The organism is Rathayibacter sp. AY1A4 (assembly GCF_002930955.1).
Classification (GTDB): domain Bacteria; phylum Actinomycetota; class Actinomycetes; order Actinomycetales; family Microbacteriaceae; genus Rathayibacter.
The window spans coordinates 1-25,847 of the sequence record NZ_PSTN01000011.1 but is presented as its reverse complement, the minus strand read 5'-3'; the positions used below and the strand labels follow the sequence as shown (position 1 = coordinate 25,847).

Sequence of the window (25,847 nt, the reverse complement as noted above, 5' to 3'; positions counted from 1 at the left end):
TCACCAGGCGTAGTCCTCGGGGGCTGTCCGGTGGCCGGGGAAGATCTCGTCGAGGCGCGCGAGGGCCTCGGGGTCGAGGGTGATGTCGACGGCGGCGACGGCGCTCTCGAGCTGCTCGAGCGTCCGCGGCCCGGTGATCGGACCGGTGACGGCGGGCTGGTGGAGGAGCCACGCCAGCGCCAGCTCGCCGGGCGCCTCGCCGCGCTCGCGGGCGAACGCCTCCCACTGCTCCAGCGCGGGACGGTGCTCCTCGATCGCGGCGAGGGTGCGCTCGGAGGAGCGGCGCCCGCCCTCCGCGGTCTTCTCGAGCACGCCGCCCAGCAGTCCGCCCTGCAGCGGCGACCAGGGGATGACGCCGAGCCCGTAGTGCAGCGCGGCGGGCAGGACCTCGCGCTCGACGTCGCGGACGAGCAGGTTGTAGATCGACTGCTCGGAGGCGAGGCCGGTGAAGTGGCGGGCGCGCGCCGCCTCCTGCGCCTGGGCGAGGTGCCAGCCGGCGAAGTTGCTGGAGCCGACGTAGAGGACCTTGCCCTGCTGGACGGCGACCTCCATCGCCTGCCAGATCTCGTCCCAGGGAGTCGTCCGGTCGACGTGGTGGAACTGGTAGAGGTCGATGTGGTCCGTCTGCAGGCGGCGGAGGCTCTCGTCGAGCGCGCGGCGCAGGGTGAGCGCCGAGAGGCGGCCGCCGTTGGGCCAGGAGTCGCGGCCGCGCTCGGCTCCGGGAGCGGCGAACTCGCCCATGTCGCCGAAGACCTTGGTCGCGAGGACGGTGCGCTCGCGGCGCTCGCCGCCCTGCGCGAACCAGCGGCCCACGATCTCCTCGGTGGCGCCGCGGCCGGCCTCGCCTCCGTACACGTTGGCCGTGTCGAAGAAGTTGACGCCGAGCTCGTGCGCGCGGTCCATGATCGCGAACGAGTCGGACTCCTCGGTCTGCATGCCGAAGTTCATGGTGCCGAGGACGGTGCGGGAGACGGACAGGCCGGTGCGACCGAGGTGCGTGTACTGCATGGTCCCAGTCGACTCCGGTTCGGGCCGCGTGTCCAACAGGTGCTCGGCATGGGTGCGATCGACGGGGGAGGTCAATCGGGGGCGCGCCGGCCAGCGGCCGCCCCGCGCCCCGCCTCGGGCCTGCGCGTCGGCCGGGTCCAGCGGCCTCGACCGGATCGCCCACAGCCCGCTGGGCGCGGTGGCGCCCGGCCGCCCGGGTGCCGGGTTAGAGTCGCGGAATGGTCCGGACGACGCAGCGCCTCGTGATCGCCCTCTCCGCCGTGGTCCTGCTCGCCGGCTGCACGGCGGAGGCGACGAGCCCCGCCGCCGCACCCGCCGGGCCGTCCGCCTCCACGGCGCCGCCCGCCGCCGGAGCCGAGTCCACGCCGCGGCCGGTGCCGAGCGTCTCGACCACTCCCGCACCGGTCGAGGACGTCTCGGGCGAGTGCGTCGTCCAGGCGCTCGACGAGGGGACGCTCGACGGCGTCGACCTCGAGCGCGTGCGCGACCGCGGCGCCCGCGCCGGCGCGACCGGGACGGCGAGCACCGCCTCCGACGGCGCCCCGGCCTCCTACCTGGTGGCAGCGGGCGACATCAGCGAGCGGATCGCGGACCGGTTCTGCATCAGCTCCGACTACCTCTCCGCGCTGAACTCGGTGCGCCGCGACGGCGTCGACATCGACAGCCTCTACGGCGGCGACACCCTCAACCTCCGCCCGGCGACCGTCCTGAGCGTCGGCGACCAGAACGGCCGCGTCCTCGACAACGCCGAGCCCGACGACCTCCCCGCGCAGACCGGCTGACGCCGCCGACGCCCGCCGCCACTCCTCCCGCCTCGCAGCAGCACGCGACCACCGCGGAAGGCGCGGATCCGACGGCACGTGCGCGGCACTCAGCCCAGGACGCCGATCAGGACCGCCGACACGGCGACGGTCGCCGCGAGCCCGGTCGTCCGCGAGCGGCGGCGCGCCGGATCCTCGAACCACGGCAGCCCGCCCCAGCGCAGCACGGCGCCGGCCGCCCCGGCCGCGGTGAGAGCCACCAGCACGGCCCAGGGGAGCAGCGTCAGCGCCGACCAGTCGACGAGCGCCCGCCCGAGCAGCAGCACGGCGACGGCCTCGACGCCGCGGGCGAGCGTCCGGACGCGGTCGCGGTCGAGGAGCCCGGCCGCCCGGCGCCGGGGGACGCTCCCCAGGGCGAAGCGGCCGACGGTGAACGCGACGACGAGCAGGACGAGGATCGAGGCGGTCATCACGACTCCTCCCCGGCGCGCTGCAGCAGGCGCAGGCCGAGCTCGTCGACCGAGCTCGCCGTGTCCCCGTTGACGAACACGGCCACGCCGCGCTCGCGGTCCATCGCGAGCATCGTCGAGTAGCCGGAGGTCCCTCCGTTGTGCCAGGTGACGGATCCGCCGTCCTCCGACTCCGAGGTGAACCAGCCGAGGCCGATCCGCGCCCCGTCGGCGTCGAACCGCGGATCCAGGACGCTCGCCGCGGGCACCCCCAGCGCGGGGTCGTCGGTGAGGAGGGCCTGCGCGTAGCGGGCCATGTCCGCCGCCGTGGAGCGGACGCCGCCCGCCGGCGCGTAGCCCGCCATCGTCCACGCGTCGACGGACCGCCCGCTCGCCGAGAAGCCGGTCGGCGCGTCGCCGGGGAGGGCGTCCGCGGTCTCCGGGACGGAGGTCGCGGTCATCCCGAGCGGATCGAGGACGCGCTCGCGGAGGAGGTCGGCGTAGTCGCGGCCCTCGGCACGGGCGAGCGTCTGGCCCAGCACCGCCGCACCGAGGTTCGAGTAGGCGTGCACGTGCTCGCCCTGGTCCGCCTCGGCGGCCTGCCGGAGGACGTCGTCGGCCGACCAGCCCGCGTAGGGGTCCGTGCCACGCAGCTGGGCGACGAGCGTCGAGGCGAGATCGCCGACACCGGTGGGGAGGCGCGGCAGGCCGGAGCGGTGGGTCGCCAGCTCCTCGAGCGTCCCGGTGAAGCCGCCGACGTCGGCGTGCTCCGCGGCGGGGTCCTCGAGCCCGACCGTCCCCTCGGCGGCGCTCCGGGCGAGGAGGAGCGCGGTCATCGTCTTCGTGACCGATCCGATCTCGACCTCGGTCCGCTCGTCGGCTCCGAGTCCGCCGTAGCGCACGCCGTCGGGCGTGATCACGGCGGCGACGAGGTGGTTCCGCGCCCCGTCTCCGACGTCGGTCCGGAGCCACTCGGCGATCTCGGCGTCGCCCGTCGCCTCGGTCGAGAGGGTGGGAGCGGAGGGGCGGAGCAGCACTCCGCCGAGCAGGACGACGGCCGCGGCGGAGACGGCGGCGAGAGCGAGGCGGCGGCGGGTCATCGGGGTCCTCCGGAGGCGAGCAGGATCACGAGCAGGGGGACGAGCCGCTCCGGCGGGACGCCGTAGCGGCCGCGGCCGCGCGCCTCCAGCCAGCCGGCGGCGACCAGCTGGTTGACGTGGTGGTAGATCTGCCCGGTGGTGCCCGCGCCCTCGCTCTCGGCGAGCTGGGCGACGGTCTCGACTCCGCCGGCCACCGCCTGCAGGAACCGCAGACGCACGGGGCTGCCCAGCGCGGCGAGCGCGGTCGGCCCGGGGCTCGCTCCCCAGTCGCGCTCGAAGAACGCGTCGGTGCTGAGGCCGTACTGCCACTCGACCGGGCCGGCCGGGGTGGCGACCGAGCCGGCGAAGACCACTCCGCCGGGAGAGGGCAGGCGCTCGCGGAGAGCGGTCAGGGCCCAGAGCGGATCGTCGGCGGCGGGCGCGGCGGGGGTGTCGGCGCGCTCGAGGCGGTCGAGCCGCGCTCGGAGCTCGTCGACCTCGCCGGCGAGGTCTCGGGAGGGGGTCATGCCTCCACTATTGCAAACATTCCGTAATCACGGAACTCCCGAGAGGAGCCGGTACCGCAGAAGTCGCGGTGGTCCAGCTCGACCACCGCGACTCCTGCGGACTCGGATCGCCCGGAGGCTCAGCCGAAGTGGCGCGGCAGTACAGCGCCGTTCACCGAGCGCAGCTCGTCCAGCGGCAGCGTGAAGAGGCCCTGCACCTCGACCGCGGGGGTCGCCGCGTCGGTCACTCCGATGCGCAGCACCGGGTAGCCCCGGCCCTCGCAGAGCCCGCGGAACTTCACGTCGTCCTCGCGCGGCACCGACACGAGCACGCGGCCGGTCGACTCCGAGAACAGCGCGGCCGTCGCGTCGACGCCGTCGCGCTCCATCAGCTCGTCGAGCCAGATGCGCGCCCCGACGCCGAAGCGCAGCGCGGACTCGGCCAGCGCCACCACGAGCCCGCCGTCGGCGAGGTCGTGGGCGGAGGCGATGAGCGACTCCTTCGCGCCCGCCGAGATCAGCTCGGCCAGCGCGCGCTCGGCGGCCAGGTCGAGCTGCGGGGGCAGCCCGCCGAGGTGGTCGTGGATCGTGCCGGCCCACGCGGAGCCGTCGAGCTCGTCGCGGGTGGTGCCGAGGAGGTAGAGGTTGTCGCCCTCGTCCTGCCAGCCGGAGGGGATGCGGCGCGCGACGTCGTCGATCACGCCGAGGACGCCGACGACGGGGGTCGGGAAGATCGGCACGTCGCCGGTCTGGTTGTAGAACGAGACGTTGCCGCCGGTGACGGGGATCTCGAGCTCGAGGCAGGCGTCGGCGAGCGCGCCCACGGCCTCGCGGAACTGCCACATCACCTCGGGGTTCTCGGGGCTGCCGAAGTTGAGGCAGTCCGAGACGGCGACCGGGGTCGCTCCGGTGACGGCGACGTTGCGGAACGCCTCGGCCAGCGCCAGGCGGGCGCCCTGCGCCGGGTCGAGCTGGCACCAGCGCCCGTTCGCGTCGGTCGCGACCGCGAAGCCGAGGCCCGACTCCTCGTCGACGCGGACCATGCCGCCGTCGTCGGGGTAGCTGAGCGCGGTGTTGCCGAGCACGTAGCGGTCGTACTGCGAGGTGATCCAGCTCTTGTCGGCGAGGTTCGCCGAGCCCAGCAGCGCCAGGGTCTCGGCGCGCAGCGCGTCGCCGCCGGTCGAGCGGGGCAGGCGGGAGGAGGAGTCGGCCTGCAGCGCGTCGAGCCAGGAGGGGTACTCGATCGGGCGCTCGTAGACCGGGCCGTCGACCGCGACGGTGCGCGGGTCGACGTTGACGATCTCCTCGCCGTGCCAGTTGATGATGAGGCGGCCGGAGTCGGTGACCTCGCCGAGCACGCTGGTCTCGACGTCCCACTTGCCGACGACCTCGAGGAACGCGTCGAGCTTCTCGGGCGTGACGACGGCCATCATCCGCTCCTGCGACTCCGACATGAGGATCTCCTCCGCCGTGAGCGAGGGGTCGCGCAGCAGCACCGAGTCGAGCTCGATGAACATGCCGCCGTCGCCGTTGGAGGCCAGCTCCGAGGTGGCGCACGAGATGCCCGCGGCGCCCAGGTCCTGGATGCCCTCGACGAGGTCCTTGCGGAACAGCTCGAGGCAGCACTCGATGAGCACCTTCTCGGCGAACGGGTCGCCGACCTGCACCGCGGGACGCTTGGTCGGTCCGCCGTCGGCGAAGGTGTCGGAGGCGAGGATCGACGCGCCGCCGATGCCGTCGCCTCCGGTGCGCGCCCCGAAGAGCACGACCTTGTTGCCGACGCCGCGGGCGTTCGCGAGGTGCAGGTCCTCGTGGCGGAGGACGCCGACGGCCAGCGCGTTGACGAGCGGGTTGCCCTGGTAGACCGAGTCGAAGTAGGTCTCGCCGCCGATGTTCGGCAGGCCGAGGCAGTTGCCGTAGAAGGAGATGCCGGCCACGACGCCGTGGACCACGCGCGCGGTGTCGGGGTCGTCGATCGCCCCGAAGCGCAGCGCGTCCATGACCGCGACCGGCCGGGCGCCCATCGAGATGATGTCGCGGACGATGCCGCCGACCCCCGTCGCCGCACCCTGGAAGGGCTCGATGTAGCTCGGGTGGTTGTGGCTCTCGATCTTGAAGGTGACGGCCCAGCCCTCGCCGACGTCGACCACTCCGGCGTTCTCGCCCATGCCGACCATGAGGTTCTTCTTCATGGCGGGGGAGACCTTCTGCCCGAACTGGCGGAGGTACATCTTCGACGACTTGTAGGAGCAGTGCTCGCTCCACATCACCGAGTACATCGCGAGCTCGCCGCTCGTGGGGCGGCGGCCGAGGATCTCGCGGATGCTCGCGTACTCGTCGGGCTTGAGTCCGAGGGCCGCGTAGGGCTGCTCCCGCTCGGGCGTCGCCTCCGCGTTCGCAGTGGTGTCGGGAACGGCGGTGCGGCTGTCTGCCATGTGCTGGAGGCTCCAGGGGAGGGGGACGGGATGCGCGTCGATCCTACCCGCCGCGGTCGCCGCGGCCCGGGCCCTCCGGTGGAGCGGTGCGGGCACCGGCGCCTAGGATCGGGCGGGTGAAGCGGGCGGCTCTGATCGGGACCGTGCTGTGGGGGCTCTACCAGTGCTTCGGGAACCTCGGAGCGGCGAACATCTCGTCGGACGAGCCCGTGTACCTCGCCGCGGGGTGGGACTACCTGCACGGCGACGTGAGCGCGAACCTCGAGCATCCGCCGACGGCGAAGTACCTGATCGGGCTCGCGCAGGTGCTGCTCGGCGAGGGGCTGCTCGCGGGCAGGATCGCCGCCGGCGCGGCCTCGTTCCTCACCGGGCTGGTGCTCTGGCTCTGGTTCCGGCGCGAGCTCGGCCCGACCCTCGCGCTCGTCCCGGCCGGCCTGTTCCTCCTCCTCCCGCGCACCGCCGTAGGGGCCGGCACCCGGATCGACCGCCTCGCGCTCCTGGAGCCGTTCATGGTGCTCTTCGCCGTCGCGGCGATGGCGGCGGCGTGGACCTGGTCGCACGCCTCCCCGGGCAGGCGGAGCGGCTGGCTGATCGCGCTGGCCGGTGCGCTGCTGGCGCTGTCGGTCACCTCGAAGCTGACCACCGCGGTCCTCGCGCCCGTGCTCCTGCTGCCGCTGCTGTGGTCGGGGAGCAGGGCCCGGGCTCTGCGGGGCGGCCTCGCCCTCTCCGTCGCGTTCGTCGTCACCGGGGTGCTCGCCTACCTGCCGGTGCACCCAGTCGAGGCGGTCCGGTACCTGCTCGAGTTCCAGTCCGAGCACAACGCCGACGGCCACCTGATCGAGGTCGCCGGGACCGCGTACGTCTTCCCTCCGTGGTGGGCGAACCTCTGGTTCATGCTCGTCGGCATCGGGCCGGCGGCGCTCGCCGTGCTGCTCCTCGGGACCCTGCTGGCACTGCTCGCTCCGCGGCGCCGCGCGCTGGTGCTCTACCTGGGCGCCGCGACGCTGCTCCTCCTCGTGTTCCACCTGGCGATCAGCTCGGTCGCGCTGCCGCACTACTACGCGGCGTGGGCGTGGCTCCTCTGCGCGCTGGCGGGCGTCGGCATCGCGGAGGCGCTGCACGGCGGGATCGTGCTGCCCGCACCCCTTGCCCGCGGCGCCGGCGCGGTGCTGCTGGCCGCCTCCCTCGTGATCGCGATCGCCACCTCGGTGGGGATCGCCCAGGAGCGGCCGACCGGGATCGCGCGGGTGGCCGACGTGCTGCGCGAGCGCGGCCTCGACGGCGGCCTGGTCCTCGCGCAGGGCATGTCCTCGGGCGTCTACGTGCCCTACATCGGCGATCGGGTGACGACCGATCCGTCCTCCGCCGGGATCGTCGCCATCGCGATCGAGCGGTCGGCGCGCTTCCCCGTCGATCCGCGCGTGTCCGCCTACCTCGAGTCGGCGCGGCCCGAGACGGTGCGGCTCGACGACCTCACCCTCGTGCTGGTCGACGGACCGCTGCCGTGACCGCTCACTTCGAGCGGCAGGCCCCCGGATCGACGGCGTCCGTCAGCGAGGCGGCCTGCTCGACCACGGGAGTGAGGACCGAGAGCGGGATGGCGTAGCCGACGTTGTCGACGGAGGCGGCCTTGCCGAAGACGACGCCCGACACGGTGCCCTCGAGAGAGAGCAGCGGGCCGCCCGAGTTGCCCTGGTTGACGACGGCGGCGAGGGTCAGCACCTCCCGTGAGGTCGGTGCTCCGTCGACCATCAGCGAGACCGTGGCGTCGGAGGAGATCTCGGCCGAGCCGAGGGTCAGCGGGCCGCCGAAGGGGTAGCCCGCGACCACCGCGTCGTCCCCGGCGGCGACGGCGTCGTCGAGCGGGAGCGGGGAGGCGTCGAGCCCGTCGACGGCGATCACGGCGAGGTCGGCGGCCGGGTCCAGGTAGACGACTCGGCCGGTGCGCGGGGCCTCGCCCGGCGCCTCGACGACCGGCTGCGAGACTCCGCCGACCACGTGCGCGTTGGTGATGACGCGGTCGTCCGAGACGACGAAGCCGCTGCCCGTCACTCCGACGTCGCAGGCCCAGGCCGTGCCGGAGACGCGCACGACCGAGCGGGTGGCGGCGGCGACCTCCGGGTCGTCGGTCGAGACGTCCGGGATCGCGGGCGCCTGGGTCGGAGCGTCGAGCGCCTCGACGACCCACGACGTGCCCTCGTCGACCACGGTCGACTGCAGCTGGGCGAGGAAGGCGCGGACGGGGGAGGGGGTGAGGTCGTCGATCGTGCGGATGACCGTCGAGCCGGCGACCGAGGTCGTGACGAGGGGGACGCCGAGGAGGGAGACGGCCGAGGTGACGGCGATCCAGACCAGGCCGGAGATCGCGACGCCGGCGACGCCACCCGCGAGCCGGTCGAGCAGGCCGAGCTTCACCCGGTCGGCTCCGCGGCCGATGACCGCGCCGAGCGTCGCTCCGATCGCGTAGCCGACGCCCAGCAGCAGCACGGCGGTGCCGATCACGGCGAGCAGGCGCCACTCGCTGCCGGCCGCCCACGACGAGACGGCGGGCACGGCGAACGAGGCGCCGATCGCGCCCGCGACGATCCCGGCGAGACCGCCGAGGGTCCGGAGCAGGCCGCGCCGCAGACCGTCGACGAGCGCGCCGATGAGGCTCAGCACGACGATGACGTCGACGATCACGGATGCACCCACGCGGAACTCCTGCCGGTGTCGGGGGACGGGTCCTCCAGCATGACCGACGCGGGATGCGCGGACGCCCGGAGGCGGCTGGCAGTCCGCGGCGGCCGCGGTGCGCGGGGGCGGCGGCGGCGCGGGAGCCGGACACCGCCGGCCGCGCGCTGCCCCCGACGGCGGTGCCGCCGGGAGGGCGGTGCCCCCTAGAAGAACGAGATGCAGTACGGCGTCGCGATCGGCGCGAACAGGCGGTCCATCCGCCCCGCCTCGCCCGTGACGCGCGCCAGCCCGGCCTTCGCCAGGATCGACGGCCGCACCGAGCCCAGCAGCAGCGAGCCCAGGTCGGCCACGTCCAGCGCGAGCTCGGCCTCGTCCCCGGTGCGCTCCACGGTGGCGGAGCCGCCCGAGGCGGTGAGGCGGTAGCGGCCGTCGGCGAGCCCGAGCCCGTCGGCCACCTCGACGACGACCGAGCCGTCAGCGGTCCACGGCCGGGCCGAGAACGCGGCGGCGACGTCGAGGATCCGCAGCCAGATCAGGTCGCCCACGTGGCTCACCTGCACCACGCGCGCGTCGCGGAGCGCCCAGGTCAGCGGATCGTCCACCGGCGCCATGTCCCAGGTCACCGCGGAGGCGAGGTCGACCGCGCCGAGGTAGCCCCAGAGCGCGAGGTAGGCGTCGGCGCCGGGGGCGACGAGGTCGACGATCTCGAGGGTCTTGTCGTCCTCGGGCCCGACCGCGCGGTAGGTCACGAAGCCGTCGAGCGTCCCCTCCTCGTCGAGGTGGACGGCCGAGCGGACGTCGAGGCCGGGCGTGGTCTCGCCGGACGCGGTGCCGACGGAGTTCGCCTCGTAGCGCGACTGGCGGGTCAGCGAGCCGGGGGTCGACGCCTGGAACGCGGCGAACACCGCGGGGATGCGCGGCTGCAGCCAGCTCGTCGCGACCACCTCGACGCGGCCGGCGGGCTCGGTCTGCAGGCCGAAGCGCGGCCCGGTGTCGACGCGGATCGAGCGGGTGAAGGCCGAGCGGCCGAAGCCGAACCGGCGGTAGATGGAGGCCTCGCTCGCCGTGAGCGCGGCGACCGGGGTGCCGGCCTCCTTCGCCAGGCGCAGATCCTCGGTGATCATCGCGCGCAGGATGCCGCGGCGCCGGTGCGTGGGCCGCACGGTCACCTGCGAGACGAGGTGCGTCGGCAGCTCGCGTCCGCCGCCGACCTGCAGGGCCCCGGGGAACGCCGCGTAGGTGCCGACCGGCACGCCCGCGCCGTCGAGCCCCTCGGGGGCGGAGGAGTCGACGACCGCGGTGAGCACGCGCTGGTCGGCGACCATGTGCTCGGCCCAGTCGCGCAGCTTCTCCGGCGTGAACTCCTTCTCGTGGAAGCCCGCGTTGATCGCGGTGGCCCACGCGGCGGTGGCGGCATCGGGACCGCCCTCGTCGTTCAGGGCGGCGGGGAAGCGGCGGAGGTCGAGACCGGTGAGAGGCATCCGTCCAGCCTATTCACCCGGGGTGCGCGGGGGCTGAACCGGTGCGCGAACGGTCACCGCGACGGGCGCGCCCGTAACGCCGACCGCCGTCAGAGCACGGTCCACCGCTTCTCGAGCGCCGCGTCCACCGCCTCCGCGAGTTCGTCCAGCCGCCGGGAGTCGAGGCGCCCCGGGTCCGCGGCCGCACGGATCCGCCCGCTCATCGCTGCGATCGCCGAGCGCCGCCGCGGCAGGGTCGCGGTGAACGCGCAGTCGCGCAGCAGCACCAGCAGCTCGCCCGCCCGGCCCTGCGCCTCCGCGAGGACCTCGAGCCGCCGCTCGAACGGCGACTCCGGGACCGTCACGCGCAGGAACCCCTCCGGATCCTGGAACGCCGCCGGCGGATCCGGGACCCGCGCGAGCAGTGCCAGAGCGGAGCCCAGCTCGTCCAGACCGCCCTCGTGCGCCAGCTCCCGCAGCCGCGAGTCCACGTCCTCGGCCGGTCCCGCCCCGAGCTCCACCGTCCGCAGCACGAGCGCGTCGAGCCGGCGCTCCTCCTCCTCGCCCGGGACCGACGGAGTCGCCGACCACCACGAGAGCACCGGAGTCGCGGCCACCGCGTGCTCGCCGATCCGCCGCTCCAGCGCGATCAGCAGGTCCTCCCGCGCGGCGAGCGCCACCAGCGCGTCCACGTCGACGTGGAGAAGGGTGCCCGAGGCGGGCGGCGCCACCAGCCGGCGTCCGGAGGGAGGGACGGTCTCCGCCCGCGTCCTCGCCCCGGGTCCGCGCCCGCTCGCCCGCAGGATCTCCTCCTCGAGGGTCCGCCGGGGTCGTCGTCGTCCGCTTCCGCGCGCCATGCCGTCACGCTACCGTCGGCCGCATGACCCGGTTCCTCGCCCTCCTCCGCGGAGTGAACGTCAACGGCCGCACTGTCCGCAGCGCCGAGCTCGCCGAGACGGTCGCCGGGATCGGCGTGGACCGGGTGCGGACGGTCCTCGCGAGCGGCAACGCGGCCTTCGACTCCGATCGCCCGGCCGCCGAGCTGAAGCCCGCGCTCGAGGCGGCGCTCGCCGAGCGGTTCGGCTACGACGCCTGGATCGTGCTCGTGACGCAGGAGGCGCTCGCCGCGGTGCTCACCGCCTACCCGTTCCCGCGGATCGACGAGGAGGCGCATCCGTACGTCGTCTTCGGCTCGGACGAGGAGGCGCTCGACGCCGCGCAGGCCGCGATCGGCGAGCCGGATCCGGCGGTCGAGCTCGTCGCCCGGGGCGCCGGTGTCCTCTACTGGCGCTGCCCGCGCGGCTCCTCGACGGACACGCCGGTCGCACGGATCCTCGCCCGATCCGCCTACCGCTCCACCACGACGACCCGGAACCTGCGCACCGTCGAGAGGCTCGCGACGGCGTGACGTCCGCGGCCGTGGCAGGGCCGTCTCCGGGCTCCGCGAGCGGCACCTCCGGGCGCCTCCGACCTCGGGAGGCGAGGAATCGGGGCTGAGAGCACGCACATTCTTTGGTTAGGCTGTCCTTAGTGCCGGTCCACTCGGACCCTGCGCCGCCTCCCGCACAGCCTCTCGAAAGGGACCCATGCCCCGCGCCACCACGCCCCTCGCCCTGCTCGCCGCCACCGCGCTGACGATCGGCCTCGCCGGCTGCAGCGGCTCGGCCGCCGGAGACGACGCCGCCGCCGACAGCGGCTTCACGCCGATCACGATCGAGCACGCTCTCGGCACCACCACCATCGAGTCGGCGCCCGAGCGCGTGGCGACCGTCAACTGGGCCAACCACGAGGTCCCGCTCGCGCTGGGTGTCGTCCCCGTGGGCATGGCCGCCGCCAACTTCGGCGACGACGACGGCGACGGGCTCCTCCCCTGGGTGAGCGAGAAGCTCGACGAGCTCGGCGCCGAGACCCCCGTCCTCTTCGACGAGACCGACGGCATCGACTTCGAGGCCGTCTCGGACACCGACCCGGACGTCATCCTCGCCGCCTACTCCGGCCTCACGCAGGAGGACTACGACACCCTGAGCGAGATCGCCCCCGTCGTCGCCTACCCCGAGACCGCCTGGGGCACCTCCTGGCGCGACATGATCACGCTGAACAGCGAGGCGATGGGCAGGGCCGACGAGGGCGCCGCCCTGATCACCGAGCTCGAGGGCGAGATCGAGGAGAAGGTCGCCGCGCACCCGCAGCTGGCCGGCACCTCGGCGATGTTCCTCACCCACGTCGACCCGACGGACCTCAGCCAGGTCAGCTTCTACACCTCGCACGACACCCGCCCCGCGTTCTTCGAGGACCTCGGCATGGCCACCCCGGGCAGCATCGCCACCGCCTCCGCCGTGACCGACAAGTTCTCGCTCACGCAGAGCGCCGAGCAGGCCGACGCCTTCAGCGACGTCGACGTGATCGTCACCTACGGCGACGACGAGCTCGTGAGCACCCTCAAGGCCGACCCGCTGCTCTCGCAGATCCCCGCGGTCGCCGACGACGCCATCGTGCGCCTGCCCTCCACCCCGCTCGGCACCGCCGCCAACCCGACGCCGCTCTCGATCTCGTGGGTCCTCGACGACTACCTGGACCTGCTCGACGAGGCCGCCGCCAAGGCCGCGCAGAGCACTCCGGCCGCCTGAGCCGGGACCCGACCCGCGTGACCCTCGCCGCTCCTTCCGCCGCCTCGGGCGTCGCCGCCGTGCGCCGCCCGAGGCGGCTGCGCGCCCTCTGGCTGCTCGCGGCCGTGGCCGTGCTGCTCGCCGCCGCCGTGGTCTCGGTGCTGGTGGGGTCGCGGGAGGTGGCATGGAGCGACGTGGTCGCCGCGTTCGGCGGGTCCACGGACGGGTTCGCGCAGGCCGCGGTCGCCAAGCGCATCCCGCGCACCGTGCTCGCCGCGATCGCGGGGGCGGCCCTCGGCGTCGCCGGCGTGCTGATGCAGGGGGTGACCCGCAATCCGCTGGCCGACCCCGGCATCCTCGGGGTGAACACCGGAGCCTCGCTCGCGGTCGTGACGGGCATCGTCTTCTTCGGGCTGACGAGCTCCGCCGCCTACGTCTGGGTCGCGATCGGCGGGGCCGCGGTCGCCGCGGTCTTCGTCTACACGGTCGGGTCGCTCGGGCGCGGCGGCGCGACTCCGCTCAAGCTCGCCCTGGCCGGCGCCGCCACCTCGGCCGCGCTGGTCTCGGTGATCAGCGCGATCGTCCTGCCGCGCGCCGACATCGCGGGCGGCATCCGCTCCTGGCAGATCGGCGGAGTGGGCGGCGCCACGTCCGCGAGCATCGCGCAGGTGCTCCCCTTCCTCCTGGCCGGCCTCGTCCTCTGCGTGCTCTCGGCCAAGAGCCTCAACACCCTCGCGCTCGGCGACGAGCTCGCCGCGGGCCTGGGGGAGCGGGTCGCCCTCGCGCGCGGCGGGGCCGCCCTGGGCGCGGTCGTGCTCTGCGGAGCGACGACCGCGGTCACGGGGCCCATCGGCTTCGTCGGCCTGGTCGTCCCGCACGCCTGCCGCCTCCTCGTCGGCGTGGACCACCGCTGGCTGCTGCCGTTCTCGGCGGTGACCGGCGCCGTGCTCCTGATCGCGGCGGACATCGTCGGCCGCGTCGTCGCGCGCCCGAGCGAGATCGACGTGGGCATCGTCACCGCGCTGGTCGGCGCCCCGGTGTTCATCGCGATCGTCCGCCGCCAGAAGGTGCGCGAGCTGTGACCGCGCTGGTCGAGGCGCCCTCCGCCACCGCCCGCGCCGTCGCGGCCGGCCGCCGCCGCCGCGGGGCCCGCCGCCGGATCGTCGTCGCCGTGCTCGCTGTCCTGATCGCGGCCGTCCTCGCCGTCTCCCTGCTGGTCGGCCAGACCGTCTACTCGCCCGACGAGGTGCTGCGCGTGATCCTCGGCGAGCAGGTCCCCGGGGCGAGCTTCACCGTCGGGCGCCTCCGCCTCCCGCGCGCCGTCCTCGCCCTGCTGGTGGGCCTGTGCTTCGGGCTCGGCGGAGTGAGCTTCCAGACCATGCTCCGCAACCCGCTCGCCAGCCCCGACATCATCGGGATCAGCGCCGGGGCGAGCGCCGCCGCGGCCTTCGCGATCGTGACGCTCTCGCTCGGGGCGGCGCAGGTCTCGGCCCTCGCGATCGTCGCGGGACTCGTGGTCGCCCTGCTCGTCTACGCCCTGTCCTACCGCAGCGGAGTCGCCGGCACCCGGCTGATCCTGATCGGCATCGGGGTCGCCGCGATGCTCGACTCCCTCACCGCCTACGTGCTCTCGCAGGCCGCCGCGTGGGACCTGCAGGAGGCGTCCCGCTGGCTCACCGGGAGCCTCAACGGCGCGAGCTGGAGCGAGGTCGTGCCGGTCCTCGCCGCGGTCGTCGTCCTCACCCCCGTCCTGCTCTCGCGCTCGCGCGACCTCTCCGCCACGCAGCTCGGCGACGACACCGCCTCCGCGCTCGGCATCCGCGTGAACGCCACTCGCCTCGTCGTGATCGTCGCCGCGGTCGGGCTGATCGCCTTCGCGACGGCCGCCGCCGGCCCGATCGCGTTCGTGGCCTTCCTCTCCGGCCCGATCGCCGCCCGCCTGATCGGGCCCGGCGCGTCGCTCCTCATCCCCTCGGCCCTCGTCGGCGCGCTGCTCGTGCTCGTCGCCGACTTCGTCGGGCAGTTCGGGCTGGGCCTGCGCTACCCGGTCGGAGTGGTCACCGGCGTCCTCGGGGCGCCCTACCTCGTCTACCTCATCGTCCGCAGCAACAGAGCGGGAGGCTCACTGTGACCACCGCGCACACCCTGACGGCCGAGGGGGTCACCCTCGGCTACGGCGACCGGACCGTCGTCGACGGCCTCGACCTCGTCGTCCCGCCCGGCCGCATCACCGCGATCGTCGGAGCGAACGCCTGCGGCAAGTCGACGCTCCTGCGCTCGATGTCGCGCCTGCTCGCGCCCCGCTCCGGCGCCGTGCTGCTCGACGGCAGGGCCGTGCACCGGACGCCGGCGAAGCAGCTCGCCCGCACGCTCGGCCTCCTCCCGCAGTCGCCGATCGCCCCGGAGGGCATCACCGTCGCGGATCTCGTCGGCCGCGGCCGCCATCCGCACCAGGGGATGCTGAGCCGCTGGAGCGCCCACGACGACGAGGCCGTCGCGACCGCGCTCGACGCGACCGACACCGCCGCCCTGGCCGACCGCTCCGTCGACGAGCTCAGCGGCGGGCAGCGCCAGCGCGTCTGGATCGCGATGGCCCTCGCGCAGGAGACCGACGTGCTGCTGCTGGACGAGCCGACCACCTTCCTCGACGTCAGCCACCAGATCGAGGTGCTCGACCTGCTCGTCGACCTCAACCGCACCCGCGGGACGACGGTGGTGATGGTGCTGCACGACCTCAACATGGCCGCCCGCTACGCCGACCACCTCGTGGCCATCGCGCACGGCGCGGTGCACGCCTCCGGCACCCCGGCCGCGGTGCTCACCGAGGAGACGGTGCTCGCCGTGTTCGGCCTCGACAGCCGCATCATCACCGACCCGACCTCGGGCACCCCGCTGATGCTCCCCCTCGGGCGGCACCGCCTCGCCCCCGAGCGGATCGACGCCCCCGGCGGCGCGCAGATGACGGACGTGTAAACGGTTCCACACGGCGGCCGGGGGGCGTATACGATACCTGCAGTCCGCGGCGGACGACCGTCATCGGCGGAACCGCCGAACGCCTGCCCCCGATCAGAGGTCCTCCCCGCCGTGACTGCATCCCCGACGCGCCCCGACGCCTCCGCCCTCCGCGGCGTCCGCGCGCTCCTGTTCGACCTCGACGGCGTGCTCACGCCGACCGCCGACGTCCACATGCAGGCCTGGTCGCGGCTGTTCACGGAGTACCTCTCCTCGCGCGGGATCGCCGAGGGCTACACCGACGCCGACTACTTCCGGTACATCGACGGACGCCCGCGGTACGACGGCGTCCGGGCGCTCCTCGCCTCGCGCGGCATCACCCTCCCCGAGGGCGCGCCCGAGGACGACCCGTCGCTCGAGACCGTCTGCGGGCTCGGCAACCGCAAGAACGACGCCTTCAACCGCACCCTCGCCGAGACCGGCGTCGCTCCCTACCCGGGCTCGCTCCGCTTCGTCGACGCCGCGATCGCCGCGGGCGTGCAGGTCGCCGTCGTCACCTCCTCCCGCAACGGCGTGCCGGTGCTCGAGGCGGCCGGCCTCCGCGACCGCTTCGAGGTCGTCGTGGACGGGCTCCTCGCCGCCGAGCGCTCGATCGCCGGCAAGCCCGCGCCCGACACCTACCTCTACGCGGCCGAGCTCCTCGGCCTCCCGGCCGCCGAGTGCGCCGTCCTCGAGGACGCGCACTCCGGAGTCGCGGCAGGCCGCGCGGGCGGCTTCGGCCTCGTCGTCGGCGTCGACCGCGGAGTCGGGGCCGACACCCTGCTCGAGCACGGCGCCGACCTGGTCGTGGACGACCTGGCCGAGCTGCTCCCCTTCCTCCCCACCGCTCCCGCCCCCGAGGACGCCGCATGAACCCCATCACCTCCGACCCGCTCGACCGGAACCGCTTCCCGATCGACGAGTGGGCCCTCGTCGAGACCGAGTTCGCCTCCGAGCTGCAGGGCCGCACCGAGACGCTCTTCGCCACCGGCAACGGCTACCTCGGCCTCCGCGGCAACGTGGAGGAGGGGCGCGACGGCTACGCCTACGGCACCTTCATCAACGGGTTCCACGAGACCTGGCCCATCCGCCACGCGGAGGAGGCGTTCGGCTTCGCCCGCGTCGGCCAGACCATCGTCAACGTGCCGGACGCCAAGATCATCCGCCTCTACGTCGACGACGAGCCCTTCGTGCTGAGCGAGGCCGACGTCCTCGCCTACTCGCGCCGCCTCGACTTCGCGAACGGTGTGCTCACCCGCGAGCTGGAGTGGCGCACCCCCTCCGGCAAGCGCGTCCTGATCCGCTCGCGCCGCCTGGTCTCCTTCACCGACCGGCACCTCGCGATCCTCGACTACGAGGTCGAGATGCTCGACCACGACGCGTCCGTGCTGATCTCGAGCCAGATCCTCAACCGCCAGGACGGCGTCGACGAGTACCACGCCCCCTCCGGCAGCGAGGGGGCCGGCTTCGACCCGCGCAAGGCGGAGTCGTTCGAGGACCGCGTGCTCCAGCCGCGCCTCAAGCGCGTCAGCGGCACCCGCTACCTCCTCGGCTACCGCACCACCAACTCCCAGATGACCGTCGCCTGCGGCGCCGAGCACCAGCTCGAGACCGAGAACGAGTGGGACCAGACCTCCCAGATCGACGACGACCTCGCCAAGCACGTCTACCGCGTGAAGGCCAAGGCCGGCCGGCCGGTCCGCCTGGTCAAGACGCTGACCTACCACACCTCCCGCGGCGTGCCCGTGCGCGAGCTCGCCGACCGCTGCGACCGCACGCTCGACCGCGCCCGCGAGACGCCGGTCGAGGAGCAGTTCGTCAAGCAGCGCGAGTGGCTCGACGACTTCTGGACCCGCTCCGACGTGCAGCTGGACGGCCAGCCCGCGATCCAGCAGGCCACCCGCTGGAACCTCTTCCAGCTCGCCCAGTCCACCGCCCGCACCGACGGCGGCGGAGTCGCGGCCAAGGGCGTCTCGGGCTCCGGCTACGGCGGCCACTACTTCTGGGACACCGAGGTCTACGTCCTCCCGTTCCTCAGCTACACGGCGCCCCTCGTCGCCCGGAACGCCCTGCGCTTCCGGCAGAACATGCTCGAGGCGGCCCGCTCGCGCGCCTCCGAGCTCAACCAGCGCGGCGCGCTGTTCCCCTGGCGCACCATCAACGGGCAGGAGTCGTCGGCCTACTACGCCGCCGGCACCGCGCAGTACCACATCGACGCCGACATCTCCTACGCGCTCATGCAGTACGTGGGCGCCACCGGCGACGACGACTTCCTCGCCCGCGGAGCGATCGACATCCTCGTCGAGACCGCGCGGATGTGGGCCGATCTGGGCTTCTGGCGCAGCAACGGCGACGACCACTTCCACATCCACGGAGTGACGGGGCCGGACGAGTACACGACCGTCGTCAACGACAACCTGTACACGAACGTCATGGCCCGGGCGAACCTCCGCTCGGCCGCCCGCGCCGTCGAGCTGCTGAAGGCCGTCGAGCCCGCTGCGTACGAGCGGATGGCCGACCGCCTCGCTCTCGACGAGGGCGAGGTGCTCGAGTGGGCGCGCGCCGCCGAGAAGATGCACATCCCCTTCGACGCGCGGGCGGGCATCCACCCGCAGGACGCGGCCTTCCTCGAGAAGGAGCTGTGGGACCTCGAGAACACCCCCGCGAGCAAGCGCCCGCTGCTGCTGCACTTCCACCCGCTGGTGATCTACCGCTTCCAGGTGCTCAAGCAGGCCGACGTCGTTCTCGCGCTGCTGCTGCAGGGCAACGAGTTCACCGCCGAGCAGAAGCGCGCCGACTTCGAGTACTACGACGCGCTGACCACCGGCGACTCGACCCTGTCGGCCGTCGTGCAGTCGATCATCGCCGCCGAGGTCGGCTACAGCGACCTGGCCCGCCACTACTTCCTGTCCGCGCTGTTCGTCGACCTCGCCGACCTGCACCGCAACACCGCGGACGGCATCCACGTCGCCTCGACGGGCGGCGTCTGGAGCGCCCTCGTCTACGGCTTCGGCGGGATGCGCGACCACGGCGGGCGGATCACGCTCGACCCGCGCCTGCCCGACGACTGGGACCGCCTCGCCTTCCGCATCACCCTCCACGGCACGCGCGTGCGCGTCGAGGTGACGCAGACCGAGGTCCTGCTGACGGTCGAGACCGGCGACTCCGCCGCGATCACCGTCCGCGACGAGCGCGTGCACGTCGCCGCCGGCAGCCCCGTGCGCGTCCCGCTCACGCACCAGGGCCGCCGCCTGCACGGCGCGCCGACCACGTCCGACATCGAGGGCACCCGCCGCTCCGACGGCACCGTGATCACCGCCTCGATCCCCACCATCTCGATGACCCCGGAGCCCGAGGTCCTGACCGGGCCCTGAGCGGCGCCGCGAACATCGCCCATCACGCACGAGACCCCCGGCCGGAACCGGGGGTCTCGTGCGTCGCGGGCGGGCGGAGCCGCCCGGACCGGATGCGTCAGGCGGAGGCGAGCAGCGACTTCAGCGCCGACGTGAAGAACGTCAGCCCGTCCACGCCCGAGCGCATCGCGGCGGCCGTGTCGGGCCCGAAGCCCTCCTCGACGGCGTGCTCCGGGTGCGGCATGAGCCCCACCACATTGCCGCGGCGGTTGCTGATGCCGGCGATGTCGTTCATGGAGCCGTTCGGGTTGTGGCCGAGGTAGCGGACGACGACGCGTCCCTCCGCCTCGAGCTCGAGCAGCGTGTCGGCCGAGGCGATGTAGCCGCCCTCGCCGTTCTTCAGCGGGATCGTGATCTCCTGGCCGGGCTCGAAGCCGTTCGTCCAGGCGGTCTCGGTGCTCGCGACCATCAGGCGCTGGTCGCGGCAGACGAAGGATCCGATGTCGTTCGCGATCAGGCCGCCGGGCAGCAGGTGCGCCTCGGTGAGCATCTGGAAGCCGTTGCAGATGCCGAGGACCGGGGTCCCGGCGTTCGCCGCGTCGACGACCTCGCGCATGATCGGGGAGTGGGAGGCGATGGCGCCGCAGCGCAGGTAGTCGCCGTAGGAGAAGCCGCCGGGCAGGACGATCGCGTCGACGCCGTCGAGGTCGTGGTCGCCGTGCCACAGCGCGACCGGCTCCGCACCCGCGAACCGGACGGCGCGCTGGGCGTCGCGGTCGTCGAGCGAGCCGGGGAAGGTGATGACGCCGATCCTCATCGGGCGGCCTCCGCCGGGTAGTGGATCCCGACGACGTCCTCGATCACCGAGTTCGAGAGCATCTCGTCGGCGATGCGCTGCACTGAGGCGCGCACCTCGTCGGTCACCTCGTCGACGGTGATCTCGAAGCGCTTGCCCACCCGCACGCCGTGGAGGGCGGAGTGGCCCAGCCGCGCGAGCGCGCCGGCGACGGCCTTCCCCTGCGGGTCGAGCAGCTCGGCCTTGGGCATGACTTCAACGACGATCGTGGGCACCGTGTTCTCCGGAGTCTCGGGGGAGTGCGGTCTTCCGCGCGACCATCGTACCCGCGGGGGTCCCCGCGGTCGGCGGCGCTCAGGAGGTCGTGACGCGGATCGCGTTCGCCCAGGGGTCCTCGAAGGCGAGGGTGCGGCCGTCGTCGCGGGTGGCGACTCCGGAGCGGGCCAGCCGCTCGCCGAGCGCGCCGAGGTCGTCGGCGCCGGGCACCACGATCTCGACCTGTCCGAGGCCGAGGGCCTGCTGCCGGCGTCCGGCGCCCGCCGAGTTCCAGGTGTTCATCGCCATGTGGTGGTGGTAGCCGCCCGCCGAGACGAAGAGCGCCTGCCCGCCGTACGCGATCGTCGTCTCGAAGCCGAGCCGGTCGACGTAGAACTCCTTCGCGGTGGCGACGTCGCCCACGCTCAGGTGCACGTGGCCGACGGAGGCGCCGCCGAGGCGCGGCTGCGCGATCGACTCCTCGGTGAGGTGCTCCTGCAGGAACGCGTTCGGGTCGAGGAAGAGCGTGCTCATCTCGATCCGCCCGTGCGTCCACGACCACTGCGTGCGGTCGCGGTCCCAGTAGAGCTCGACGCCGTTGTGCTCGGGGTCGTCGAAGTAGAAGGCCTTGCTGACCAGGTGGTCGGAGCTGCCGGTGAACGAGCCGGGGTGCCGGGTCGCGACGCTGTACACGGCCGCGGCGAGCGCCGCCTCCGATTCGAAGAGGATCGCCGTGTGGAAGAGGCCGGCGCTGCGCGGCGAGGCGTGCACCAGCTCGGGCGCGTGCTGGAGGATCACGGCCGGCACTCCGCCGCGGCCGAGCACCGCGACCGGTCCGTCGTGCGAGAGCAGCTCGAGCGTCACGGCGTCGCGGTAGTAGGCGATCATCCCGTCGAGGTCGGCGACGCGGAGGGTCACCGCGCCCATCGCGGTGTCGGGAGCGAGCAGGTCGGGAGAGGAGGTGGTCACGGCGGAGACGCTACCCGCTTTTGGTTGAAGCTACAACCATTCAGAGGGGCGAGCGCTCATAGGAACCGCATAAGCATCGTCCAGGCGGCGCCGGGAGGCCGGGCGTGGAATGGGAACCGGTCGCCGTCAGGGGCGGCCCCGGCACGAGGACGACACCATGAACGAGCGACACGAATCCGACGAGCGAGAGCTCACCGACCAGCCCGCCACCACCGAGGCGACGGGCGCCGACGAGGTGCGCGCGCTGCGCGCGGACGACCGTCGTCGTCGTCGTCGGGCGCTGATCGCCGGCGGCCTCGGCCTCGCCGTGCTGATCGGAGCGACAGCAGGCGGAGTCGCCACCGCCGGCCGCACCGAGGCGGCCTCCTCGGCCTCGGCCGGCGCCGCCACGATCGCCTACCCCGGCGGCTCGCGCGGATCCTTCGGCGGCGGGTACGTGATCGTCCCCTCCTGGGGCGGATCGACGCAAGGCGGCTCGACGCAGGGCGGCTCCTCCCCGTACGGCTCGACGCAGGGCGGCTCCTCCGCCTCCGAGCCGGCCCCCGGCGCGACCGACGCCGTGGCCGCGAGCACCGCGCAGACCGCCGGCGTCGTCACGATCACCTCCGAGCTCACCTACCAGGGCGCCCGCTCGGCCGGCACCGGCATGATCCTCACCTCCGACGGCATGATCCTCACCAACAACCACGTCGTCGAGGGCGCCACCGCGATCTCGGTCACGGTGGAGTCGACGGGCCGCAGCTACACCGCCCGCGTCGTCGGCACCGACGCGACGAACGACGTCGCCGTCCTGCAGCTGGAGGACGCCTCCGGCCTCACCCCCGCCTCGCTCGACACGGACGGGGTCGCTGTGGGCGACACCGTGACCGCCGTCGGCAACGCGGGAGGGACGGGCGACCTGGTCGCCGCCACCGGCACGGTCACGGGTCTCGATCAGCAGATCACCACCCGCTCCGAGTCGGGGATCTCCGCCGAGACGCTGACCGGGCTGATCCAGACCGACGCCGACATCGTCTCCGGCGACTCCGGCGGCCCGCTCGTCGACTCCGCCGGCCGCGTCGTGGGGATGGACACCGCCGCCTCCAGCGGGACGGCCGACATCACCGGCTTCGCGATCCCGATCTCGAAGGCCCTGGACATCGTGGCCACCATCGAGGCGGGCGCCGACACGGCCACCGTCGAGATCGGCTATCCGGCCTTCCTCGGCGTCTCCCTCTCCTCCGGCACCGCGTCGCCGACCTCGCGCGCGCTCGCGACCACCGCGTCCGGCGCCGTGATCGGCGGAGTCGTCGAGGGCGGGCCGGCCGCGCAGGCGGGCCTCGAGGCGGGGGACGTCGTCACCGCGGTCGACGGGGTCGCCGTCGCCTCGGCCGATCAGCTGTCCGCCTCGCTCGCGCAGCGCGAGCCCGGGGAGTCGGTGACGATCTCGTGGACCGACTCCGCGGGCGCCGCCCGCTCCGCCCAGGTCGTGCTGGTCGAGGGTCCGGTCGCCTGATCGGAGCCTCCGCGTGGCCGCCGGAGCGTTCCCGGCCGTTCACCCGGACGAGCGCGCCACGCCGCCCGTTGTTTTGATCCGCTCAAGACAACTCGGGTAGTGTCCTCGGCATGACGACAGTGGACGAGCGGCTCCGAGCCTCCGGGCTCAAGGTCACCGCCACCCGGCGCGCGGTGCTCCTCGCTCTCGAGGAGCACCCGCACTCCGGGGTGGACGCGGTCCTGGCCCGAGTGCGCGAGGGCCTCCCCGAGGCTTCGGCCCAGGCGGTCTACGGAGTGCTCTCGGCGTTCACCGACGCCGGGATCGTCCGCCGCATCGAGCCGGAGGGCCACCCCCGCCGGTTCGAGCTGCGGGTCGGCGACAACCACCACCACGTGGTGTGCCGGCGCTGCGGGGCCGTGGCCGACGTCGACTGCGTCGTCGGGGAGGCGCCGTGCCTGCATCCGCAGACCGCGAGCGGCTTCGCCGTGGACACCGCCGACGTCACGTTCTGGGGCACCTGCCCCGACTGCCTGGCCCTGGCCCACTGACCGACATCCGCTACACCGCAGCGGCGGGCTCCGTGCCCCTCGCCGACAGGAGGAACATGACCGAGGAACGATTCACCACCACGAACTCCGGAGCACCGGTCGCGAGTGACGACCACTCGCTGAGCGTCGGAGCCGACGGACCCCTCGCGCTCCACGACCACTACCTCGTCGAGAAGCTGGCCCAGTTCAACCGTGAGCGCATCCCGGAGCGGGTCGTCCACGCCAAGGGCGGCGGAGCCTTCGGACGCTTCACCACCACCGCCGACGTCAGCGCCTACACGCGTGCCGCGCTCTTCCAGCCCGGAGTCGAGACCGAGATGCTCGCGCGGTTCTCCACGGTCGCCGGCGAGCAGGGCTCGCCCGACACCTGGCGCGACCCCCGCGGCTTCGCGCTGAAGTTCTACACGAGCGAGGGCAACTACGACCTCGTCGGCAACAACACCCCCGTCTTCTTCATCCGCGACGGCATCAAGTTCCCCGACTTCATCCGCTCGCAGAAGCGCCTGCCCGGCAGCCATCTGCGCGACCACGACATGCAGTGGGACTTCTGGACCCTCTCGCCCGAGTCGGCCCACCAGGTCACGTGGCTCATGGGCGACCGCGGCCTCCCCTCCTCGTGGCGGCACATGGACGGCTTCGGCTCGCACACCTACCAGTGGATCAACGCCGCCGGCGAGCGCTTCTGGGTCAAGTACCACTTCAAGACCGACCAGGGCGTCGAGATCCTGAGCCAGGAGCAGGCCGACCAGATCGCCGGTGAGGACGCGGACTTCCACATCCGCGACCTGTCCTCCGCGATCGACCGCGGCGACTTCCCCTCGTGGACGCTGTCCGTGCAGGTCATGCCGTACGAGGACGCGAAGAGCTACCGGTTCAACCCGTTCGACCTCACCAAGGTCTGGCCCCACGCCGACTACCCGCTGATCGAGGTCGGCACCATGACGCTCGACCGGAACCCCGAGAACTACTTCGCGCAGATCGAGCAGGCGGCGTTCGCCCCCTCGAACTTCGTGCCCGGGATCGCGGCCAGCCCCGACAAGATGCTCCTCGCGCGCATCTTCAGCTACGCCGACGCGCACCGCTACCGCGTGGGGACCAACCACGCGCAGCTGCCGGTGAACGCGCCGAAGTCGCCGGTGCACTCGTACTCGAAGGACGGCCCCATGCGGTTCGACTTCCAGAAGTCCGAGGTGCCCGTCTACGCGCCGAACACGATGGGCGGCGCCCACGCCGATCCCGCCCGGGCGGCGGAGTCGGCCGGCTGGGAGACCGACGGCGAGCTGACGCGCGCCGCGGCGACCCTCCACCGGGAGGACGACGACTTCGGTCAGGCGGGGACGCTCTACCGCGAGGTCCTCGACGACGACGCGCGCGCCCGCCTGGTCGCGAACATCGCCGGCCACGTGTCGAAGGTCACCCGTCCGGAGCTGCGGCAGCGCGTGCTCCAGTACTGGGCGAACGTCGACTCGTCGCTCTCGCAGCGCGTCGCCGAGGCGCTCGAGCCCTCGGCTCCCGGTGCGGACGTCTCCCCCGAGGCGGTCGGCATCGGGGCGTAGTCCCGGCATCCCCTCGAGGAGCGCGCGGTACCGGAGCGATCCGGGCCGCGCGCTCCTCGTCGTTTCCAGGAAGGGTCCTTCCACTCGGTGGAGTCGGATCCCGCGCGCGGGTGCCCGCCTCGGTCCGGTGCAGCCGGCTCGGAGCCCGGATCCGCCCGCGGAACCGGGCGCCGACGGGGAGGACCCCCGATCCCGACACGCCCGGGATGTGCGATTTCGGCCCGTCGTTTGACAGCACCCCGATCGCTGCGTAACTTATTCCGAGTCGCCACAAAGGCCGCAGGGAAACGGAAAGAGCAGCAGCTCCTACGTCCCGGCCTCAATCGGGACCATCCACTCGGCAAGACGGCTTTTCGGAGCAGGTCTGCCGCACGGATGTAAAGCCTTCGCAGGATCCCTCGGATCCAGCAACTTCGCCGCCCGGCGCAGGACTCAGGTCCTGAACCGAGCAACGTCGGAGCGCCTACGAGCGTGACGACATCGCGAAGAAGCCGGATTTGACACGGCCTGCGGATGTGCTAAGTTATACAAGTTGCCACGGCGACAGGGAGAAAGAAACTTCTCCTAGTCTACCGAGAAGACGCGTATGACGCAAGCAACAACATCTTCGATCACTTTCGTTGTGAAGCACCGTTCTGGTGTGGAGGCGGGATGTGTCCGATTCTTGAGAACTCAACAGCGTGCACTATGTTCAATGCCAATTTTATACCCCGGCCTTGATCTTCGGATCGGGTTGGGATTCCTTTGGAAATTGATGTCAGCTTCCGGCTTTCGGGTCGGAGAGATGTCTTATTTGCTAGAGGTCAAACTTGACTCTCCTTCGGGAGGTCGTAATTTTTTTACGGAGAGTTTGATCCTGGCTCAGGACGAACGCTGGCGGCGTGCTTAACACATGCAAGTCGAACGATGAAGCCCAGCTTGC

At 73.1% G+C, this 25,847-nt stretch carries 23 protein-coding genes and 1 rRNA gene; 13 read left to right on the top strand and 11 right to left on the bottom strand.

The genetic code is table 11. From position 1 onward, the window contains the following. The gene (locus C5B92_RS08345; protein ID WP_104255984.1) at positions 1-1,008 is read right to left on the bottom strand and encodes an aldo/keto reductase; all 1,008 of its coding nucleotides are present in this window, start codon (positions 1,006-1,008) and stop codon (positions 1-3) included. Positions 1,009-1,226: 218 nt separating this feature from the next. Here C5B92_RS08345 and C5B92_RS08340 point away from each other — a divergent pair, with 218 nt between their 5' ends. Beyond that, entirely contained in the window at positions 1,227-1,790 is a 564-nt protein-coding gene (locus tag C5B92_RS08340) for a hypothetical protein (RefSeq protein ID WP_104255983.1), read from the top strand. Positions 1,791-1,879: 89 nt separating this feature from the next. Here C5B92_RS08340 and C5B92_RS08335 read toward each other — a convergent pair whose 3' ends face one another. From C5B92_RS08335 to purL, 4 genes are all read right to left on the bottom strand, one after another. Next, positions 1,880-2,239, bottom strand: a complete 360-nt coding sequence (locus C5B92_RS08335; RefSeq protein ID WP_104255982.1) for a hypothetical protein — start codon at positions 2,237-2,239, stop codon at positions 1,880-1,882. Next, positions 2,239-3,318, bottom strand: coding sequence for a serine hydrolase (locus C5B92_RS08330; protein WP_104255981.1), 1,080 nt, complete (start codon positions 3,316-3,318; stop codon positions 2,239-2,241). Before C5B92_RS08330 ends, C5B92_RS08335 begins: the two co-directional genes overlap by 1 nt. Next, positions 3,315-3,824, bottom strand: a complete 510-nt coding sequence (locus tag C5B92_RS08325) for a winged helix-turn-helix domain-containing protein (protein ID WP_104255980.1) — start codon at positions 3,822-3,824, stop codon at positions 3,315-3,317. The genes C5B92_RS08330 and C5B92_RS08325 overlap by 4 nt, the downstream gene beginning before the upstream one ends. 119 nt (positions 3,825-3,943) lie before the next feature. Then, positions 3,944-6,238: a phosphoribosylformylglycinamidine synthase subunit PurL gene (purL, locus tag C5B92_RS08320; protein ID WP_104234263.1), complete on the bottom strand. Its 2,295-nt coding sequence runs from the start codon at positions 6,236-6,238 to the stop codon at positions 3,944-3,946. Positions 6,239-6,354: 116 nt separating this feature from the next. On the opposite strand from purL, the gene C5B92_RS08315 reads away from it, so the two are divergent. Beyond that, positions 6,355-7,746: a glycosyltransferase family 39 protein gene (locus C5B92_RS08315; RefSeq protein ID WP_181028779.1), complete on the top strand. Its 1,392-nt coding sequence runs from the start codon at positions 6,355-6,357 to the stop codon at positions 7,744-7,746. A 4-nt stretch (positions 7,747-7,750) separates the two neighbouring features. On the opposite strand, the gene C5B92_RS08310 is transcribed toward C5B92_RS08315, so the two are convergent. The 3 genes from C5B92_RS08310 to C5B92_RS08300 all read right to left on the bottom strand — a co-directional run bounded on the left by C5B92_RS08310 (position 7,751) and on the right by C5B92_RS08300 (position 11,231). Then, positions 7,751-8,932 (bottom strand): MarP family serine protease, encoded by a 1,182-nt coding sequence (locus C5B92_RS08310; protein ID WP_258060556.1) that lies wholly within the window; start codon positions 8,930-8,932, stop codon positions 7,751-7,753. 185 nt (positions 8,933-9,117) lie between these two features. Then, positions 9,118-10,395, bottom strand: coding sequence for a GNAT family N-acetyltransferase (locus C5B92_RS08305; RefSeq protein ID WP_104255978.1), 1,278 nt, complete (start codon positions 10,393-10,395; stop codon positions 9,118-9,120). Positions 10,396-10,484: 89 nt separating this feature from the next. Next, complete coding sequence (locus C5B92_RS08300) at positions 10,485-11,231, bottom strand: DUF2254 family protein (protein ID WP_104255977.1); 747 nt, start codon at positions 11,229-11,231, stop codon at positions 10,485-10,487. 23 nt (positions 11,232-11,254) lie between these two features. Between C5B92_RS08300 and C5B92_RS08295 the strand changes: the two genes are divergently transcribed. The 7 genes from C5B92_RS08295 to C5B92_RS08270 all read left to right on the top strand — a co-directional run bounded on the left by C5B92_RS08295 (position 11,255) and on the right by C5B92_RS08270 (position 19,345). Next, positions 11,255-11,782, top strand: a complete 528-nt coding sequence (locus tag C5B92_RS08295; protein ID WP_104255976.1) for a DUF1697 domain-containing protein — start codon at positions 11,255-11,257, stop codon at positions 11,780-11,782. A gap of 178 nt (positions 11,783-11,960) precedes the next feature. Then, on the top strand, positions 11,961-13,001 hold the full coding sequence (locus tag C5B92_RS08290) for an iron-siderophore ABC transporter substrate-binding protein (RefSeq protein WP_104255975.1): 1,041 nt from the start codon (positions 11,961-11,963) through the stop codon (positions 12,999-13,001). Between the two features lie 17 nt (positions 13,002-13,018). Continuing rightward, the gene (locus C5B92_RS17665) at positions 13,019-14,062 is read left to right on the top strand and encodes an iron ABC transporter permease (protein WP_258061315.1); all 1,044 of its coding nucleotides are present in this window, start codon (positions 13,019-13,021) and stop codon (positions 14,060-14,062) included. Then, the gene (locus C5B92_RS17660) at positions 14,059-15,111 is read left to right on the top strand and encodes an iron chelate uptake ABC transporter family permease subunit (RefSeq protein WP_244230540.1); all 1,053 of its coding nucleotides are present in this window, start codon (positions 14,059-14,061) and stop codon (positions 15,109-15,111) included. Before C5B92_RS17665 ends, C5B92_RS17660 begins: the two co-directional genes overlap by 4 nt. Next, positions 15,108-15,953 (top strand): ABC transporter ATP-binding protein, encoded by an 846-nt coding sequence (locus C5B92_RS08280; protein ID WP_104222740.1) that lies wholly within the window; start codon positions 15,108-15,110, stop codon positions 15,951-15,953. The genes C5B92_RS17660 and C5B92_RS08280 overlap by 4 nt, the downstream gene beginning before the upstream one ends. A 111-nt stretch (positions 15,954-16,064) precedes the next feature. Further along, a complete protein-coding gene (locus C5B92_RS08275; RefSeq protein ID WP_104222739.1) occupies positions 16,065-16,844 on the top strand; it encodes an HAD family phosphatase in 780 nt (259 codons plus the stop codon). Then, entirely contained in the window at positions 16,841-19,345 is a 2,505-nt protein-coding gene (locus tag C5B92_RS08270) for a glycoside hydrolase family 65 protein (protein WP_104255974.1), read from the top strand. Before C5B92_RS08275 ends, C5B92_RS08270 begins: the two co-directional genes overlap by 4 nt. Positions 19,346-19,442: 97 nt before the next feature. Here the strand turns inward: C5B92_RS08270 and purQ are convergent, their stop codons facing one another. From purQ to C5B92_RS08255, 3 genes are all read right to left on the bottom strand, one after another. Then, on the bottom strand, positions 19,443-20,141 hold the full coding sequence (gene purQ, locus C5B92_RS08265; protein WP_104222737.1) for a phosphoribosylformylglycinamidine synthase subunit PurQ: 699 nt from the start codon (positions 20,139-20,141) through the stop codon (positions 19,443-19,445). Further along, a complete protein-coding gene (gene purS, locus C5B92_RS08260; RefSeq protein ID WP_104222736.1) occupies positions 20,138-20,395 on the bottom strand; it encodes a phosphoribosylformylglycinamidine synthase subunit PurS in 258 nt (85 codons plus the stop codon). The genes purQ and purS overlap by 4 nt, the downstream gene beginning before the upstream one ends. A 79-nt stretch (positions 20,396-20,474) precedes the next feature. After that, positions 20,475-21,302: a VOC family protein gene (locus C5B92_RS08255; RefSeq protein ID WP_104239376.1), complete on the bottom strand. Its 828-nt coding sequence runs from the start codon at positions 21,300-21,302 to the stop codon at positions 20,475-20,477. 199 nt (positions 21,303-21,501) lie between these two features. Between C5B92_RS08255 and C5B92_RS08250 the strand changes: the two genes are divergently transcribed. From C5B92_RS08250 to C5B92_RS08235, 4 genes are all read left to right on the top strand, one after another. Then, positions 21,502-22,839, top strand: a complete 1,338-nt coding sequence (locus C5B92_RS08250) for a S1C family serine protease (protein WP_104255973.1) — start codon at positions 21,502-21,504, stop codon at positions 22,837-22,839. A gap of 110 nt (positions 22,840-22,949) precedes the next feature. Continuing rightward, positions 22,950-23,369, top strand: a complete 420-nt coding sequence (locus C5B92_RS08245; RefSeq protein ID WP_104222735.1) for a Fur family transcriptional regulator — start codon at positions 22,950-22,952, stop codon at positions 23,367-23,369. 56 nt (positions 23,370-23,425) lie between these two features. Further along, a complete protein-coding gene (locus C5B92_RS08240) occupies positions 23,426-24,925 on the top strand; it encodes a catalase (protein WP_104255972.1) in 1,500 nt (499 codons plus the stop codon). Between the two features lie 838 nt (positions 24,926-25,763). Continuing rightward, a 16S ribosomal RNA gene (locus C5B92_RS08235) occupies positions 25,764-25,847 on the top strand; the annotation flags it as partial.